Consider the following 14,614-nt stretch of genomic DNA (forward strand, 5'->3'; position numbering starts at 1 on the left):
CTCACTTTGTTATTTCTTTCGCCAGTTCGGAAAAGAAATTTTGAACATTTTTATTTGTTTTAGCACTTGTCAAACAATCAAAATGGATCTCTTGTGATGTAAGATGCTGGGCAATTTCTTTTTCGTTGACCAAATCCAGTTTATTTCCAAGTATTTTGGCAGGGACTTTGGCGTGATTTTTTTTAAGGTATTCAAGGTCTTTATGCAGGGTTGCGTATGTTTCTTCTCTAGTTACATCAAAGACATATATAAATGCATGAGATCCTAGAAGGTATGATTTTCGGGTATCTTCAATACTGTTAGAATGACCTTCGGTATCCCAAATAATCATGGATAGTTCTCTTCCGTCAGGTAGCTCAATTACTTTCTTTTTTATTTGAACTCCTAATGTAACTTTGTATTCTTCTGAAAATTCGTTGTCCATAAAACGCCTGAAAAGGGACGTTTTTCCGACACCAAAGTGTCCTATAAGCACTACTTTCTTAGACAATTTCATCTGCGAAATATTTTTTTAGTTTTTTAGTAAAAAGGGTACTGTTTTTTAATTCTTTGTTGGAAATATGGTTTTTGGCAAAATCTATAATCTGATCTTCCAAAACTTCTTTGAACATCATATTATAAGCTCCAGAAATCACTGCAGCTACATAATACGAATAAAAATTTTGAATATGGATTGTATATAACTCATATTCTATAAGCTCTAGATTTTGATCTCCACCTTGAAAAGCATCTTCTACAAAACTTTTTATAGCAGTAAGCATACCAGCAACCATCTCTTTGTCTATGGTGTCATCTGATAGTGGGCTAAAATCTGCGAGTAATATGCCTGAGTTTTTTTCGATAACAAACAATTGAATTAATCTGGGTTTGGCATAATCGCTTAAGACCAGATCTCCTTGGCTAATTCCTTGAACCTTTGCTTTGGTTCTACGAAACCAATTTTTAAAAGAAAACGCTTGTTTTGTTTTTTTACTTATATTTTCGCTCAACAATTTCATTTCGTGAGCGATATATTTTTTGATCATCTTTCCAATAATTGGAAACAATGCTTCTACTACTGCATCTTGAGAGTTTTTAATTTCTTCTTTAAGAGCTTCGGTAATAGTAGGGCCCAAGGTTGTGGGGATTTCTTGTATAAACTCATCTAGTTTATCATCTATGATAGGATCAACTTTGTGGGAGAGTTCTTCCTTTTGATGAACAATTTTGGTAAGATCTTCGACTTTTTGAGCAATGGAATCGGCAAACTCTTTTTCTTCGGAAAGAAGAAGTTTTTTAAGAATTTTAAGTTTATCCTGCTCTTCCATAATTTTGGATAGATTGGATTATTTTTGGTTGATTTTTTCACCAAGATTGATAAGGAGATCTCCTAGTACCTTTTTATCTACTTTTTTAGCTTCTAGTACTTCGGTTTTATCAGTTAAATTATCTTCTAATTCGGTAATTCTGATATTTATATCGGTACTTAAATTGTCAATAGATTGATTCAGTTCTTTGCGAGTATCATCTATAAAATCTTCAAGTTCTTTCTTTTTTAAAGCAATATCATTTTTTACTTTTTCAAACTCCGAATTATAAGCAGCAATATTTTCTCCAAAGATCAGGTTTTTTATTGCTTCTATTTTTGAAGAAGGATCATCAGAAACTTTTTCTTCAACAGCTTTATTTTCTTTAGCCATTTTGTTTGTGTGTTAGATTCTTAATTGTGAACTTACGTAAAATTAACATAAAAACGTTAAAAATAAAGGATAATAACGGATTATGTTAAATCTAGCATGGTAACTGTCTTTATTTTGACAAAGGATTACGTTACATGTTTAGCCTCAATCTATTTTGGGGTATACATTATTATAAAAATACAATTAAAATAATTGTATCAAGAATAACTACATGAATGACTCCGCTTTTTCTACCATATTTTTACTGCCACAGATAAAAGGTGTTCGTTCGTGTAATTCGGATGGCTTTATATCCATGATTCGTCTATGTCCATCGCTTGCTTTTCCTCCAGCTTGTTCTGTGATAAAAGCCATAGGATTGCACTCATATAGTAGGCGAAGCTTTCCGTTGGGAGATTTAGAAGTGCTAGGGTACAAATATATTCCTCCTTTAATCATATTGCGATGAATATCACTAACCAATGAACCTATATATCTAGAGGTGTACGGGCGATCTTCTTTTTCTTCCTGACAGTATTTGATGTAGTCTTTAACTCCTTGCGGGAAATGAACATAATTACCTTCGTTTACAGAGTATATATTCCCATTTTCTGGAAAGGTCATATTGGGATGCGATAAGTAGTATGTTCCTAGTGCAGGGTTTAATGTAAAACCATTTACACCATGACCTGTAGTGTAAACAAGCATTGTAGAGGTTCCGTAAATAATATACCCTGCTGCTACTTGTAAGTTACCTGGCTGTAAAAAATCATCTAAGGTTACAGGAGTTCCTGTTGGAGTTACTCTACGATAGACAGAGAAAATTGTTCCAACCGAAACATTGACATCGATATTAGAACTACCATCCAAAGGATCCATTAGAACTACATAATTATTGCGATGGTCATTTTTTTGACCTTTTATAGTAATAAAATCATCATTTTCTTCAGAAGCAATACCACATACAATTTCTCTATTGGTTAGAGTGTTGATAAAGGTTTCGTTAGCCAAAACGTCAAGTTTTTGCTGATCTTCTCCTTGCACATTGGTTTCGCCAATAGCACCTGTAATATCAACTAAGCCAGCTTTGTTAACCTCGTGATTTACCATTTTTGCAGCTAATCGAATCGAGTTGATCAAACGAGAAAGCTCTCCACTAGCATATGGAAAATGTTTTTGATTTTCAATAATAAATTCCCCTAGAGTTTGATTTTTTCTTGCCATTTATAGTGAGTTTTATTTGGTGCAAAAGTATTATTTTTTAAGTAACTATAACGTTTTCGGGAATTTAAATTCTTAAACTTCCTGAAGAATAATAAAAATACATAACCTAAAAGTATAACATGGAAAAAAATGATTAATTTCTGATACAGATTCTTTAATTTTGACAAACTTTTCTTTAGATGAAATATATAATTCGAGATGCCAAAGAGCAGGATATGGATCAGGTACTGAAATTGATTCGAGAACTTGCTATTTATGAAAAAGAACCAGATGCAGTTGAGATAACTGTTGAAGATCTGGTTAAAGAGGGATTTGGGGATCAGCCGCTGTTTCATTGTTTTGTCGCTGAAGTACAGAATGAAATAGTTGGTATAGCGCTGGTGTACTATCGATTTTCTACCTGGCAAGGAAGATCCATTCACCTCGAGGATCTTATTGTAAAAGAGTCTATGAGAGGAACCGGTTTAGGCAGTGCATTATATGCAGAGGTGTTAAAATATGCACAATCAAAAGGAGTGCGTAGGGTAGAATGGGTTGTTTTGGACTGGAATACTCCTGCAATTAATTTTTATGAAAAAAGTGGTGCAAAACTTTTGAAAGATTGGTATCTGGTTCAGATGGATAAAGAAGGAGTAAATAAGTTTGTTGCAGAGTTATAAAAAATCTGAATATCTTGTAGTATAGTGTTTAAAAAAACCTGGTTAATGAGAGTTTTTAAATTTGGAGGAGCTTCTGTAAAGGATGCTGATGGAGTAAAAAATGTTCTTGCAGTACTTGAGAAAACAGGAGCCTCTAGCCTTGTAGTTGTTATCTCTGCTATGGGAAAAACAACCAATGCAATAGAAAAGATTGTTGAAGCATATCTTTCTGAAGCTGATGATCTCAATGCATTGATTAGTGATCTGAAAAAGTATCATAGCCAAATCCTAGAAGCGCTTTTTGAAAATAAGCAACATCCGATTTTTAAAAAAATAGAAGTGCTGTTTTTAGATATGAAAACAACACTCGATAGAAATAAATCTACTCGATATAATTATATCTATGACCAGATTGTTGGCTATGGGGAGTTGATCTCTACGACAATTGTGAGTGAATATTTGAATCATAGTGGATATGAAAATGATTGGTTAGATGCTCGGGATTTTATAAAAACAGATAATGTGTACAGGGATGCCGAAGTAAATTGGGACGAGACTCAACGTATTATATTAGAAAAAGTAAACAAGAGTAAACTTAGCATTACCCAAGGATTTATTGGGTCTGATGAAGATAATTTTACCACGACTCTAGGAAGGGAAGGTAGTGATTATACAGCTGGGATTTTTGCATATTGCTTGAATGCAAATAGTGTAAGTATATGGAAAGACGTACCAGGAATACTCAATGCTGATCCAAGGGTTTTTGATAAAACTCAATTGTTATCACATATTTCTTATGAAGAAGCTATTGAACTTGCCTTCTACGGTGCATCAGTAATTCACCCAAAAACGATCCAGCCATTACAACGCAAAGAAATACCTTTGTATGTTAAATCGTTTCTAAATCCTGAAAACGAAGGAACTTCTGTTAAAAAAGGACAGCCGCTGGATCCACATCTTCCCTGCTATATTGTAAAGAGAAATCAAATTTTATTATCACTTTCATCTTTGGATTTTTCATTCATTGTAGAAGATAGTATAAGTCATGTGTTTAGTCTTCTTCATCAATACCATATTAAAGTTGACCTTATTCAAAACTCTGCGATAAGTTTTTCTGTATGTTTAGACGATAAATTTGGTCATTTTGAAGAACTTCTAAAGAAACTTAAGGCAAAATTTAGGGTTACTTATAATACAAATGTTTCCTTGTTTACTGTTAGGCACTTTACAGATGATGCAATTATGTCTTTAGAAAAAGGAAAAGAAATTTTGTTAAAGCAAATTACCAGAGAAACTTATCAAATGGTTTCGAGATAAAAAGAAAGCCAATTCAATGATTTTGCTATATTTGTATGCTAGCACAAATTATAATTAATGCCCATAGTCACAGCAAGAGAAGTAGCCACCGGGCTCAAACTGGATAAATTTGGTTTTATCGGCACCTTTATGGGTTGGTTGATCTTAAAAGTTACCAGAATTTCAAAAATAAATAGACAGTATGATAAACTTAGCCATTTAGAAGGAGTAGAGTATATCAGTACTACTCTGGATCTATATGGTGTTAAGTTTGAAATCCCCGAAGAGGATTTAAAACGCTTGCCAAAAGATGGTGCTTTTATTACTTTGTCAAATCATCCTCTCGGTGGTATTGATGGGGGATTGTTGCTGAAATTAATGCTAAATCATCGATCAGATTATAAAATTATAGCAAACTTTTTGCTACATAGTTTTAAGCCTATAGAGCCGTATGTGATGCCGGTAAACCCTTTTGAAGAAAGAAAAGATGTGAAATCTAGCCTCAAAGGGCTTAAAAACGCGATATTACATCTTAAGGACGGGAAACCTCTGGGTATTTTTCCGGCAGGAGAAGTATCCACTATTAAGGAAGGGCAGAATTATGTTGATAGACCATGGTCACCCAGCGCAATGCGGTTAGTTCAAAAAGCAAAGGTGCCTGTAATACCGATATATTTTCATGCTCGTAACAGTAGATTGTTTTATCGTCTTGCGTCTATAAGCGATACTTTGAGAACTGCTAAATTACCAAGTGAACTTTTTTCTCAGGAAAACAGAGTAATTAAAGTGCGAATTGGTAATCCGGTTTCTGTAAAAGATCAGGAAGAATATACAAACCTTGAGGATTTTACCAATTTTTTGAGAAAGAAAACGTATATGTTAGCTAATCCTTTCGAGAAAAAAACCTTGAGAGAATCAATTCCACAAAATTTAAAATTACCAAAGTCTCCAAAAGAAATAGCTCTAGAAGGAAATATCAATGCAATAGAGACCGAATTGCAGTATTGTAGAGAAAATGACAAGCGATTATTAATCAGTAAAAATTACGAGGTTTTTCTTGCCAAGAAAAAGCATATTCCCAATGTAGTTCATGAAATAGGAAGATTACGGGAGATTACCTTCAGAGAAATAGGAGAAGGAACTAATAATTCATTAGACTTGGATCCTTTTGATGAGTATTATCATCATATGTTTTTGTGGGATAATGGAGCAAAAAAAATGGTAGGAGCATATCGTATGGGTATGGGCTCAGAGATATATGCAAGTAGGGGTGTAGATGGGTTTTACCTTCAGGATTTATTTAGATTTGAACCAGAATTACATAAAATGATGAGCGAATCCATAGAGATGGGTAGAGCTTTTATTATTAAAGAATATCAGCAACGTCCTATGCCATTGTTTTTACTTTGGAAAGGAATAGTTCATTGTACTCTTAGATTTCCTGATCATAAATACTTAATTGGTGGAGTTAGTATCAGTAATAAGTTTAGCAATTTTACTAAATCATTAATGATAGAGTTTATGAAATCTCATTATTATGATCCTTATGTTGCTCAATATGTTAGACCGAAGAAAGAATTTAAGGTAAAACTAAAAGATGCGGATAAAGATTTTGTGTTTGATGAAAGTAAAAGTGATCTCAACAAATTTGATAAAATTATTGATGAAGTAGAGCCAGGAAGTCTACGTATACCCGTTTTGATTAAAAAATATATTAAGCAAAATGCTAAAGTAGTGGCGTTTAATGTAGATCCGTTATTTAATAATGCTGTTGATGGCTTGATGTATATTCGCATAGCTGATCTTCCTGAAAGTACCGTAAAACCTGTAATGGAAGAATTTCAGGCAGAGTTAGAACAGAAGTACTTTAAAAATGGGGATAAGTAAATCTACATTCTCATGTAATATCAAGTTATAGGTTTTAAATTTTTTTTTGTTTTTATTCTTAAAAAACAAAAATTAAAGTAACTTAAGAAGTGTTTTTAAAAAGACTTTAATTAATTAAGTTATGGTTGTTGAATACATATATTTTGCGATTGCTCTTGTCGGAATTATTCTCTTTTTTTACTTAATACGAAGAGTTTTTAGATGGCTTCAAAAAAAAGCTAGTACTCTGGAGACGAATATTTTTTTTAGCAGTAATAAAGCAATTCAGTTTTTTAGATTTATCACTCCTAGAAGAGAACGTCATATTCTAAAAGTAATAATTCGATTATTTAGAATAACGATCAGTATTACTTTTTTGATTTTGTATCTCCCCTTTATGTTTAGTCTGGTTCCTCAGACCAAAGTATATGCAGATACTGTTTTGGGGTATATAAAAAAACCTTTATTGTTTCTCTATGATGGGCTTATTGGTTTTATTCCTAATTTGTTCTTTATTATTGTAATTTTCTTTATCACTAAATATTTGTTACGATTTTTAAAATATGTTACTAGTGAATTAGAACAAGAAGCGGTTAGGTTAGATGGATTTCATGCAGATTGGGCAAGACCAACTTTTAATCTTCTAAGGGTTATTATAATTGCTTTTGCAGTGATTATAATTTTCCCCTATATCCCAGGTTCCGATTCTCCTGCTTTTAAAGGTGTTTCTATTTTCTTTGGGGTACTATTTTCATTAGGCTCTACATCAGCAATTTCTAATATCGTAGCTGGTATTGTAATAACTTATATGAGACCGTTTAAAGTAGGAGATCGTGTTCAGATTGGAGAGACGATAGGTGATATTACAGATCGAAGCCTATTGGTAACAAGGGTAAAAACAATTAAGAATTTGGATATTACAATTCCTAATTCTTCTATTCTGGGAAATCATATTGTTAATTTTAGTAAAAACGCTATTGATGATGTTGGGATTATTTTGCATACTTCGGTTACTATTGGGTATGATGTTTCTAGCAATAGTGTATTGAAAGCATTGATAGAAGGTGCAAAAAAAACAGATTTGATTTTGAAAGACCCCCTGCCATTTGTCCTGATTAAAAGCCTGGATGATTTTTATGTAAACTATGAAATCAACGCATATACCAAAAATCCCGAAAAATCTGCCATAATTTATTCAATGTTGCATGAGAATTTAAAGAATGAACTTCATAATGCAGGAATCGAAATATTATCCCCCCATTATCAGGCTATTCGAGATGGCAGTGTGTTAACGGTACCACCAGAGAATATCCCAGAGAATTATGTAAAACCTGGTTTTAAAGTAGAAAAGTAAGGTATTATAGATAACTTTAAGAAATGATTTAAAGACTGTAAATAAATAAAAAGATTCCAGAGTATTAGAGTTTACTCTGGAATCTATAAAATCATTAAATCTGTGTTTGATGAGATATATTTTTCTCTACAAAGTCTTTGCAATATTCTTTAATTTGATTTCTTGTTTTTGCGAATGCGGCATGAATCTCTTCATTTGTACCTTCTACTTTTGAAGGGTCAAAGAAGTTGTAGTGTAGGCGCTTTGCTTTGCCGGGGAAAAAAGGGCACCTTTCTTTGGCATTGTCACATACAGTGATGATATATTCAAATTTAATATCTATGTATTCATCCAAGTTATTAGAAGTATGGCTTGAGATATCAATGCCGTCTTCTTGCATGATTGCAATTGCTTTTGGGTTTACCCCATGTGTTTCAACTCCTGCACTGTAGACAATAGCATTGTCTTTTACAAAATACTTCAAATATCCTTCTGCCATTTGACTTCGGCAAGAATTACCTGTGCATAGTACTAAAATGTTCATAATGTGGTGTGTGGTTATATTATTTTTTTACTTCTACGTTCTAATATGGTATTGTCATACCAGTTGTTGTTTAATCGTGCAATTTTTTCTCTATATCCTATTTCTCTAAAACCTAAATGTTTATGTAGCTCTATGCTAGCTTTGTTACTACTAAATATACCTGCTTGTAATGTCCAGAATCCATTGTTTTCACTTTCTTTAATCAATTGGGATAAAAGTAGTTTTCCTATACCAAAACCTCTATATTTTGATGTTATATAAATGCTAATTTCGGCAACACCCTTATATACTTCTCTTTTTGAGGCAGGTGATAGAGCTGCCCAACCTACTATAGCCTCATTAATAATAGCTTTAATTCTGCATAATTTTATATGCGAATTGTTAAATGTATCCCAGGTTGGAACTTTTGTTTCAAAAGTGGCTTTTTCTGTATCGATCCCTTCCTGGTAAATAGCAGATATGTATGGCCAGTCTTTTTCTGTAAAATGTGTTATTTGTATTGTTTTATCCATTCATTAACAGCAGCCGCTACCCGGAGCACAGGTGTTTGTTTCATTTGTTTCTGGAATACCACAAACCTCTTTTGCTTTACAATCGGTAGGGTTTACAGTTAATTTCATGATCAATTGCTTTTCTTTAATTTCAAAATCAGCGATATGTAATTGAGCAGTATGAAACATTGAATTGCCATATTCTATTTTTACTACGGCATCCATTTCATATGCTTTCATCGTCCCCACTTTTCTTAGTATCCCCAGGGCTTTATAGGTGCTCATATAATCTGTTTTTCCTAGCTCCTTTGGACTTTCCCAAAGCTGAATTATAGTTTCTTTCCAAAAGTCGGTACCAGCACCACAATCTACTGCATCTACCGTGATATGTTTTACTTCGGTAATATGGTAGTTGGTTCCTGCTAACATCCCGGGAGCGTATTCAAATAATAAGGATTTATCCTGATGTTCTGCTAATAGTGATATAAAGTCTGATGTATTCATAGATTTTAAAATTGTATTAATTAACAACAGTTCATTTTGGTGTTGTTGAAAAATGAGTTAAGGTTTTTTTGTAAAACATTCCATCGATCAATATCGATACAGTAACATATGCTTTTACCTTCTATTTCCCCTTTTAGCAATCCAATGCTTTTGAGTTCTTTAAGGTGCTGGGATATTGTTGCCTGAGCTAATCCTATCTCTTCTACAAGGTCATTGCAGATGCAAGTATCTTGTTTGCTGATATATTGAAGAATAGCAATACGTGCCGGATGCCCTAGTATTTTAAAAAACTGAGCCAACTCATTTTGTTGCTGATCAAATATTTGTGTTTTGGTTATTCCCATACCTGTTATTATAATATTGCAATATTACGATAATAAGATTAATAAAAAAATCAGAATTTTGAATTCTGATTTTTTTATTAATCTAGAACCAAGGCTTTTTACCGACTTGATAAGTTTGATAGAATTCATCATCTGATTTAGTAAGGTAGATAATACCTTCAATTAAACCAATAAATGAACCAATACCACAAGTAACAAAAGTTATAACAATTTGTATTATACCTTCTTTAGTGTATCCTAACATAAACTTATGTATCCCAAAACCTCCTAATAAGATCCCTAGGATACCCGCTAGCATTTTTTTGTTTTCGGTAGAGCTAACAATTTCTTTAGCTTCTTCAGCAAAATCACTTGCAGCTTCCTTAGCTTCTTCGGCAAAATCTTTTGCAGCGTCGGCTGCATTTTCTACTCCTTTTTTTATATCGTCTCCTAAGTTATTTTCTTCTTGACTCATAGTTGTTGAAAAATGATTATTAGTTTGGAGAAAATTACGAAAAAATATCAATTAAAGATTGAAAGATGAGTAAGAATATTAATCATATTGTTTTCGGTACGCAAAATCTCTATGCAATAACTCGCTTTTAATCAATCATATTTATCGTTATATTTGAGAATACTAACTAATAAATAAACCTATATGAATTGGTACTTAAAAGCTTTAAAGAACTACGTAGGATTTTCGGGAAGAGCCAGGCGTAAGGAGTATTGGATGTTTGTTTTGTTTAATACTGTTATTATGTATGGACTGGTTATTCTTGGGACAGTTTTAGAGATTGGTCTTTTGGCAACACTTGGTGGTATTTATTTCTTGGCAACACTCATACCTAGTATTGCAGTTGCTGTGCGCAGAATGCATGATGTAGATAAGGATTGGTGGTACATGCTAATACCGATCTACAATTTAATTCTTGCATTTACTGAAGGAACAAAAGGTGATAACCAATATGGTCCTGATCCAAAAGCTGGTGCTTCAGAATAGAGAAGAACTTTATTACAATACAAAAAAGGTTGGCATATGCCAACCTTTTTTATTGATCTTAATTCATGTGTTTTACAAGAAAGCTTTATCAATTGGTTCCCAAAGTTCTATTTTATTACCTTCGGGATCTATAATCCATCCAAATTTACCATATTCATATTCTTCTATTTTGTCTATAACAGTCACCCCTTCCTTTTTAAGAACTTCCAAAAGTTTGGTGAGGTTTTCTACCCTAAAATTCATCATAAAATCCTTTTTGCTGGGAGTAAAATACTTTGTGTCATCTTTAAAAGGACTCCACTGAGTTGAACAATCATTACCTTCTTTGTCTTTCCACCAGAATGTGCATCCGTACTCATCCGTGTTAAACCCGAGGTGGTCTCTGTACCAATCTTTTGTTTTTTGTGGATCTGTAGTTTTAAAAAACACACCTCCAATTCCAGTTACTCGTTTCATAAATTATATTGTTATATATACTATTAATGGTTGTGTAAAACCTCTATTTCTTTTTTACATTAGATTCATAAATTTCTATCCATTTTTTTGGAGTCATTTTTGTTGCTAACTGCCCAATAAGCTCCATAGGTATTTGCTCTATTTTTTTGAATCGTATACAACTTTTGCCCATGTCAAGTTTTGTTTTAACATGCTTAGGGTATTCAGTAACAAACCAATCCATTAATGTTTTGTCTGCATAAATACCACTATGATAAACGGCGATGAAATTCTTTTGCGAAGCAATATTCATAAAAGGTAGCGGTAGTTTAGAGTCACAGTGATAGCCATCGGGATAGATACTATGAGGTACAACATATCCGATCATGCCATAGCTAATTTCTTCAGAAAACCCTTTTGGAAGGTTGTCTTTTATTACTTTTCTAAGAATGCCCATTACTTCTTGTCTTTCCTTAGGAATTGCATTTATGTATTCATCGGGTGTTTTGGCGTCATATTGCATTGTTAAAGAATATGTTTTGTTATTATATTCACTCAGGTTTACGTTGTAATATGAATGCCGAAATTAGAGAAATTATAAATCCAATGATAAATACGGTTACAGCCATAAGTAGAAAACTCATATATGCATTAGAAAACAATTCTTTTTGAGCCTCTAGCTCTTTTAGTTTAATCTGAAACTCTGAAGGAGGAAGAGAAGACTTCATTTTTTCGGCATAATGGGCATAGTATTCTGATACAAAATCTGGATTAATAAGTTTGTTATAAACAATATCCAGTAGTCCAAAGGCTAGTGAGGCAAATAGGGTAATTAGTATTCCAATCAAAAAAGCTTTTCCAAAAGAAACCAGCCCATTATTTTCTTTATCTCTATAGTGTTTTATCCCAAAGAAAACAAAAAGAAGAGATACTATAATGCCTGCATATCCTATTATCTCTTGAATAGAGTAATCTAGTTTTTTTCCAAGAAACCAGCTCAGAAGTGCAAGTAAGCATATGCTAATAGCACTATAAATTCCGTAACGCAAAATTGTGTTTTTCATATGATATAATTATTTAAAGATATAATCCAAAACTAGATCCGAATCATAAAAAATCACTCATACTAAAGTATGAAATTTGAAGGATTTAGCTAAAAATCATACTAATGTGGTATGATTTGTAGTTCTTTTGCGATTTGTATGGCTTGGGTACGTCGTTTGGCATCTAGTTTAACCAATACACTAGAAACATGAGTTTTTATAGTACTTTCTGAAACAAAAAGCTTTTCTGCTATCTCTTTATTTGATAGGCCTATAGCAACCTGACATAAAACCTCATATTCGCGTTTGCTTAGCCCTAATACTTTGATTTTTTGATGATCTATTTCAGGAAGTGAGGCTTTCTTCGAATGTAGGACTCTCTTGTTTATGATTACTCCAATTATAAAAAACACTATAGCGATGATAGCGATTACAGTTTCTATAGATGAATCTCCAGCTATGATACTGTATTTGCTTAGCTGAAAAAGAGCTAATATTGCAATTACTAGAGCAGCAAAAATAAAAATGGTTTTCCTCACTCTATAAATGTAATAAAACTGAAATTTATTTAGAAAGTAAATCGATTTCTTGTTGAAGGTTTCTTTTGGCTTTAACTTCTAAGTTTTGATTGAAATAATTGGTTTTAAATATAGCTGGCATATCGATAAAGTGATTTAATACCTTAATACGACCATTATTATATATAAAATCTGGATAGTATTTATATTCTTTTCTTACATTTTTGAAATATGCTTCATAGTATTTCCAATCACTTCCTAATATAGAAAGATCGGCATCAGTAAAATAATTTACATCCTGATTCTCAGAAATATGATGCCCCTTAGTAGCCAGTATTATATCAGAACAAAGGGCAACACGATTTTTATCAATGGATAAGGAGTTTAATACCTCTACTGCTTTTTGAGCACTTTTTTCCTCGTTATTTTGTTTGCGTGCATTATAGACATAATCGTGATAAAAAAGAGCAAATAGTACTATATCCCAATCTTTAATTTTATCCTGAACCATAATTAAATTTTGGAATAGATTTTCTAAATGAGATAGATTATGGTAGTGCCTGTTTTTCTGGCTATGAGTTTTGGAAATATCTACCCATAGTAACTCCAATACCTCTTGATCATTTGTGTATTTGGTTATTAAAGAAGTGAAAATATTTTTTAACAAAACTCTGATTTAATTTTATCTACAATGGTTTGCGCTAATTTTTCTTTGGATTCGATGGTCCATCCTGCTACATGAGGACTTACTATTACTGTATCCATTTTAAGTAATGCTGCTAATGCTTCAGGGATACCTTTTTCTGATGTAAATAAATTTTCGAAAGAGGATTTTTCATATTCTAAGACGTCTAAACCTGCACCTAGAATCTTTTTGTCATTAATTGCTTTGACCAGGTCAGATGTAACCACACTTTTTCCGCGGGCAGTATTGATTAACCAAAATGGTTTTTTAAACTTATTGATAAATTTTGAATTAATCATACCTATAGTTTGTGGAGTTTCGGGTGTATGAAGACTTAATATGTCAGTTTTTTCAAAAAGCTCATCGAGTTCTACTTGTGTGGCATCAATGTTTTCTACATCTTTTTTTATATCATAGCAAATAACTTCTACAGCAAAACCTCTAAGTTTTTTGGCAAAGGCTCTTCCCATATTTCCGTATCCGATTATCCCTACAGTTTTACCATCGAGTTCAATCCCACGATGTTCTTCTCGAAGCCACTGCCCATTTCGAACACTCTGATCACCAATATTCAATTTGTTGAAGAGTGATAAAATCATTCCTAATGCATGCTCTCCTACAGCATTGCGGTTACCTTCTGGAGCATTAAATAGTTTAATCCCAGAAGTTTCTGCATATTGGATGTCAATATTTTCTAATCCGGCACCGACTCTGCCAATGAATTTTAGGTTTTTGGCTTTGGCAAGAAATGCTTTGTCAATTGCAAAACGACTACGTATGATGATGCCATCATAATTATGTATCTTGGATTCAACCTCTTTTTTATTAGTAGTGTAATCCTCATCATTCTGAAAGCCTAATTGTTGTAATTGATTAAGGAGTAAAGGATGATTAGTATCTAGGTGAAGTATTTTCATATTTATTATATTGAATTTCAAAATTAACTAATAAAAGATTAGGTACCTGTGTCTTTGGGAGATATCGAGATGTTTTTAAGAGTATTTAACTTGAAAATAGAAAAATCTTGTTATAATCTATGTTTTAAGAAATAGAGGT

20 protein-coding genes are annotated in these 14,614 nt (G+C 32.7%); 5 read left to right on the forward strand and 15 right to left on the reverse strand.

Translation table 11 applies throughout. From position 1 onward, the window contains the following. Position 1: 1 nt before the first annotated feature. The 4 genes from C1X07_RS09210 to fbp all read right to left on the reverse strand — a co-directional run bounded on the left by C1X07_RS09210 (position 2) and on the right by fbp (position 2,882). Entirely contained in the window at positions 2–496 is a 495-nt protein-coding gene (locus C1X07_RS09210) for a Rab family GTPase (protein WP_103069720.1), read from the reverse strand. Beyond that, positions 483–1,307 (reverse strand): cell envelope biogenesis protein OmpA, encoded by an 825-nt coding sequence (locus C1X07_RS09215; RefSeq protein WP_103069721.1) that lies wholly within the window; start codon positions 1,305–1,307, stop codon positions 483–485. Before C1X07_RS09215 ends, C1X07_RS09210 begins: the two co-directional genes overlap by 14 nt. A gap of 18 nt (positions 1,308–1,325) precedes the next feature. Continuing rightward, positions 1,326–1,679, reverse strand: a complete 354-nt coding sequence (locus C1X07_RS09220; protein WP_103069722.1) for a fructose 1,6-bisphosphatase — start codon at positions 1,677–1,679, stop codon at positions 1,326–1,328. A 207-nt stretch (positions 1,680–1,886) separates the two neighbouring features. Next, positions 1,887–2,882, reverse strand: a complete 996-nt coding sequence (fbp, locus tag C1X07_RS09225; RefSeq protein ID WP_103069723.1) for a class 1 fructose-bisphosphatase — start codon at positions 2,880–2,882, stop codon at positions 1,887–1,889. Positions 2,883–3,061: 179 nt separating this feature from the next. Here fbp and C1X07_RS09230 point away from each other — a divergent pair, with 179 nt between their 5' ends. The 4 genes from C1X07_RS09230 to C1X07_RS09245 all read left to right on the forward strand — a co-directional run bounded on the left by C1X07_RS09230 (position 3,062) and on the right by C1X07_RS09245 (position 8,036). Continuing rightward, positions 3,062–3,541, forward strand: coding sequence for a GNAT family N-acetyltransferase (locus tag C1X07_RS09230; protein WP_103069724.1), 480 nt, complete (start codon positions 3,062–3,064; stop codon positions 3,539–3,541). 45 nt (positions 3,542–3,586) lie between these two features. Beyond that, a complete protein-coding gene (locus tag C1X07_RS09235; protein WP_103069725.1) occupies positions 3,587–4,837 on the forward strand; it encodes an aspartate kinase in 1,251 nt (416 codons plus the stop codon). Between the two features lie 57 nt (positions 4,838–4,894). Further along, positions 4,895–6,703 carry a GNAT family N-acyltransferase gene (locus C1X07_RS09240; protein ID WP_103069726.1) on the forward strand — a complete coding sequence of 603 codons (1,809 nt, stop codon included), beginning with the start codon at positions 4,895–4,897 and terminating at the stop codon, positions 6,701–6,703. A 121-nt stretch (positions 6,704–6,824) separates the two neighbouring features. Next, on the forward strand, positions 6,825–8,036 hold the full coding sequence (locus C1X07_RS09245; protein ID WP_103069727.1) for a mechanosensitive ion channel family protein: 1,212 nt from the start codon (positions 6,825–6,827) through the stop codon (positions 8,034–8,036). Positions 8,037–8,130: 94 nt separating this feature from the next. On the opposite strand, the gene C1X07_RS09250 is transcribed toward C1X07_RS09245, so the two are convergent. The 5 genes from C1X07_RS09250 to C1X07_RS09270 all read right to left on the reverse strand — a co-directional run bounded on the left by C1X07_RS09250 (position 8,131) and on the right by C1X07_RS09270 (position 10,352). Next, a complete protein-coding gene (locus C1X07_RS09250) occupies positions 8,131–8,559 on the reverse strand; it encodes an arsenate reductase ArsC (RefSeq protein WP_103069728.1) in 429 nt (142 codons plus the stop codon). Positions 8,560–8,573: 14 nt separating this feature from the next. Then, positions 8,574–9,071, reverse strand: a complete 498-nt coding sequence (locus tag C1X07_RS09255) for a GNAT family N-acetyltransferase (RefSeq protein WP_103069729.1) — start codon at positions 9,069–9,071, stop codon at positions 8,574–8,576. A gap of 3 nt (positions 9,072–9,074) precedes the next feature. Continuing rightward, positions 9,075–9,554 (reverse strand): DUF6428 family protein, encoded by a 480-nt coding sequence (locus C1X07_RS09260; protein WP_103070003.1) that lies wholly within the window; start codon positions 9,552–9,554, stop codon positions 9,075–9,077. A gap of 20 nt (positions 9,555–9,574) precedes the next feature. Next, the gene (locus C1X07_RS09265; RefSeq protein ID WP_103069730.1) at positions 9,575–9,898 is read right to left on the reverse strand and encodes an ArsR/SmtB family transcription factor; all 324 of its coding nucleotides are present in this window, start codon (positions 9,896–9,898) and stop codon (positions 9,575–9,577) included. A gap of 82 nt (positions 9,899–9,980) precedes the next feature. Beyond that, positions 9,981–10,352, reverse strand: coding sequence for an NINE protein (locus C1X07_RS09270; protein WP_103069731.1), 372 nt, complete (start codon positions 10,350–10,352; stop codon positions 9,981–9,983). Between the two features lie 183 nt (positions 10,353–10,535). Here C1X07_RS09270 and C1X07_RS09275 point away from each other — a divergent pair, with 183 nt between their 5' ends. Next, positions 10,536–10,877 carry a DUF805 domain-containing protein gene (locus tag C1X07_RS09275; RefSeq protein ID WP_103069732.1) on the forward strand — a complete coding sequence of 114 codons (342 nt, stop codon included), beginning with the start codon at positions 10,536–10,538 and terminating at the stop codon, positions 10,875–10,877. A 72-nt stretch (positions 10,878–10,949) separates the two neighbouring features. On the opposite strand, the gene C1X07_RS09280 is transcribed toward C1X07_RS09275, so the two are convergent. The 6 genes from C1X07_RS09280 to C1X07_RS09305 form a co-directional block, all read right to left on the reverse strand. Beyond that, entirely contained in the window at positions 10,950–11,333 is a 384-nt protein-coding gene (locus C1X07_RS09280; RefSeq protein WP_103069733.1) for a VOC family protein, read from the reverse strand. 43 nt (positions 11,334–11,376) lie between these two features. Then, positions 11,377–11,835: a DUF1801 domain-containing protein gene (locus tag C1X07_RS09285; protein WP_103069734.1), complete on the reverse strand. Its 459-nt coding sequence runs from the start codon at positions 11,833–11,835 to the stop codon at positions 11,377–11,379. Positions 11,836–11,863: 28 nt separating this feature from the next. Continuing rightward, a complete protein-coding gene (locus C1X07_RS09290) occupies positions 11,864–12,376 on the reverse strand; it encodes a DUF4199 domain-containing protein (RefSeq protein WP_103069735.1) in 513 nt (170 codons plus the stop codon). Positions 12,377–12,477: 101 nt separating this feature from the next. Next, positions 12,478–12,894 (reverse strand): response regulator transcription factor, encoded by a 417-nt coding sequence (locus tag C1X07_RS25440; protein WP_103069736.1) that lies wholly within the window; start codon positions 12,892–12,894, stop codon positions 12,478–12,480. Positions 12,895–12,919: 25 nt separating this feature from the next. After that, entirely contained in the window at positions 12,920–13,540 is a 621-nt protein-coding gene (locus tag C1X07_RS09300) for an HD domain-containing protein (protein ID WP_103069737.1), read from the reverse strand. Then, entirely contained in the window at positions 13,534–14,475 is a 942-nt protein-coding gene (locus C1X07_RS09305; RefSeq protein ID WP_103069738.1) for a 2-hydroxyacid dehydrogenase, read from the reverse strand. The genes C1X07_RS09300 and C1X07_RS09305 overlap by 7 nt, the downstream gene beginning before the upstream one ends. Positions 14,476–14,614: the final 139 nt, after the last annotated feature.

The organism is Aquimarina sediminis, from assembly GCF_002895435.1.
Lineage (GTDB): Bacteria > Bacteroidota > Bacteroidia > Flavobacteriales > Flavobacteriaceae > Aquimarina > Aquimarina sediminis.

What these genes read in the sequence shown, in the direction of transcription:
- C1X07_RS09240 (WP_103069726.1), top strand. Translation starts at nt 4,895, where the DNA reads ATGCCCATAGTCACAGCAAGAGAAGTAGCCACCGGGCTCAAACTGGAT.
- C1X07_RS09235 (WP_103069725.1), top strand. Translation starts at nt 3,587, where the DNA reads ATGAGAGTTTTTAAATTTGGAGGAGCTTCTGTAAAGGATGCTGATGGA.
- C1X07_RS09270 (WP_103069731.1), bottom strand. Translation starts at nt 10,352, where the DNA reads ATGAGTCAAGAAGAAAATAACTTAGGAGACGATATAAAAAAAGGAGTA.
- C1X07_RS09280 (WP_103069733.1), bottom strand. Translation starts at nt 11,333, where the DNA reads ATGAAACGAGTAACTGGAATTGGAGGTGTGTTTTTTAAAACTACAGAT.
- C1X07_RS09220 (WP_103069722.1), bottom strand. Translation starts at nt 1,679, where the DNA reads ATGGCTAAAGAAAATAAAGCTGTTGAAGAAAAAGTTTCTGATGATCCT.
- C1X07_RS09215 (WP_103069721.1), bottom strand. Translation starts at nt 1,307, where the DNA reads ATGGAAGAGCAGGATAAACTTAAAATTCTTAAAAAACTTCTTCTTTCC.
- C1X07_RS09230 (WP_103069724.1), top strand. Translation starts at nt 3,062, where the DNA reads ATGAAATATATAATTCGAGATGCCAAAGAGCAGGATATGGATCAGGTA.
- C1X07_RS09275 (WP_103069732.1), top strand. Translation starts at nt 10,536, where the DNA reads ATGAATTGGTACTTAAAAGCTTTAAAGAACTACGTAGGATTTTCGGGA.
- C1X07_RS09290 (WP_103069735.1), bottom strand. Translation starts at nt 12,376, where the DNA reads ATGAAAAACACAATTTTGCGTTACGGAATTTATAGTGCTATTAGCATA.
- fbp (WP_103069723.1), bottom strand. Translation starts at nt 2,882, where the DNA reads ATGGCAAGAAAAAATCAAACTCTAGGGGAATTTATTATTGAAAATCAA.
- C1X07_RS09305 (WP_103069738.1), bottom strand. Translation starts at nt 14,475, where the DNA reads ATGAAAATACTTCACCTAGATACTAATCATCCTTTACTCCTTAATCAA.
- C1X07_RS09255 (WP_103069729.1), bottom strand. Translation starts at nt 9,071, where the DNA reads ATGGATAAAACAATACAAATAACACATTTTACAGAAAAAGACTGGCCA.
- C1X07_RS09250 (WP_103069728.1), bottom strand. Translation starts at nt 8,559, where the DNA reads ATGAACATTTTAGTACTATGCACAGGTAATTCTTGCCGAAGTCAAATG.
- C1X07_RS09210 (WP_103069720.1), bottom strand. Translation starts at nt 496, where the DNA reads ATGAAATTGTCTAAGAAAGTAGTGCTTATAGGACACTTTGGTGTCGGA.
- C1X07_RS09260 (WP_103070003.1), bottom strand. Translation starts at nt 9,554, where the DNA reads ATGAATACATCAGACTTTATATCACTATTAGCAGAACATCAGGATAAA.
- C1X07_RS09245 (WP_103069727.1), top strand. Translation starts at nt 6,825, where the DNA reads ATGGTTGTTGAATACATATATTTTGCGATTGCTCTTGTCGGAATTATT.
- C1X07_RS09285 (WP_103069734.1), bottom strand. Translation starts at nt 11,835, where the DNA reads ATGCAATATGACGCCAAAACACCCGATGAATACATAAATGCAATTCCT.
- C1X07_RS09265 (WP_103069730.1), bottom strand. Translation starts at nt 9,898, where the DNA reads ATGGGAATAACCAAAACACAAATATTTGATCAGCAACAAAATGAGTTG.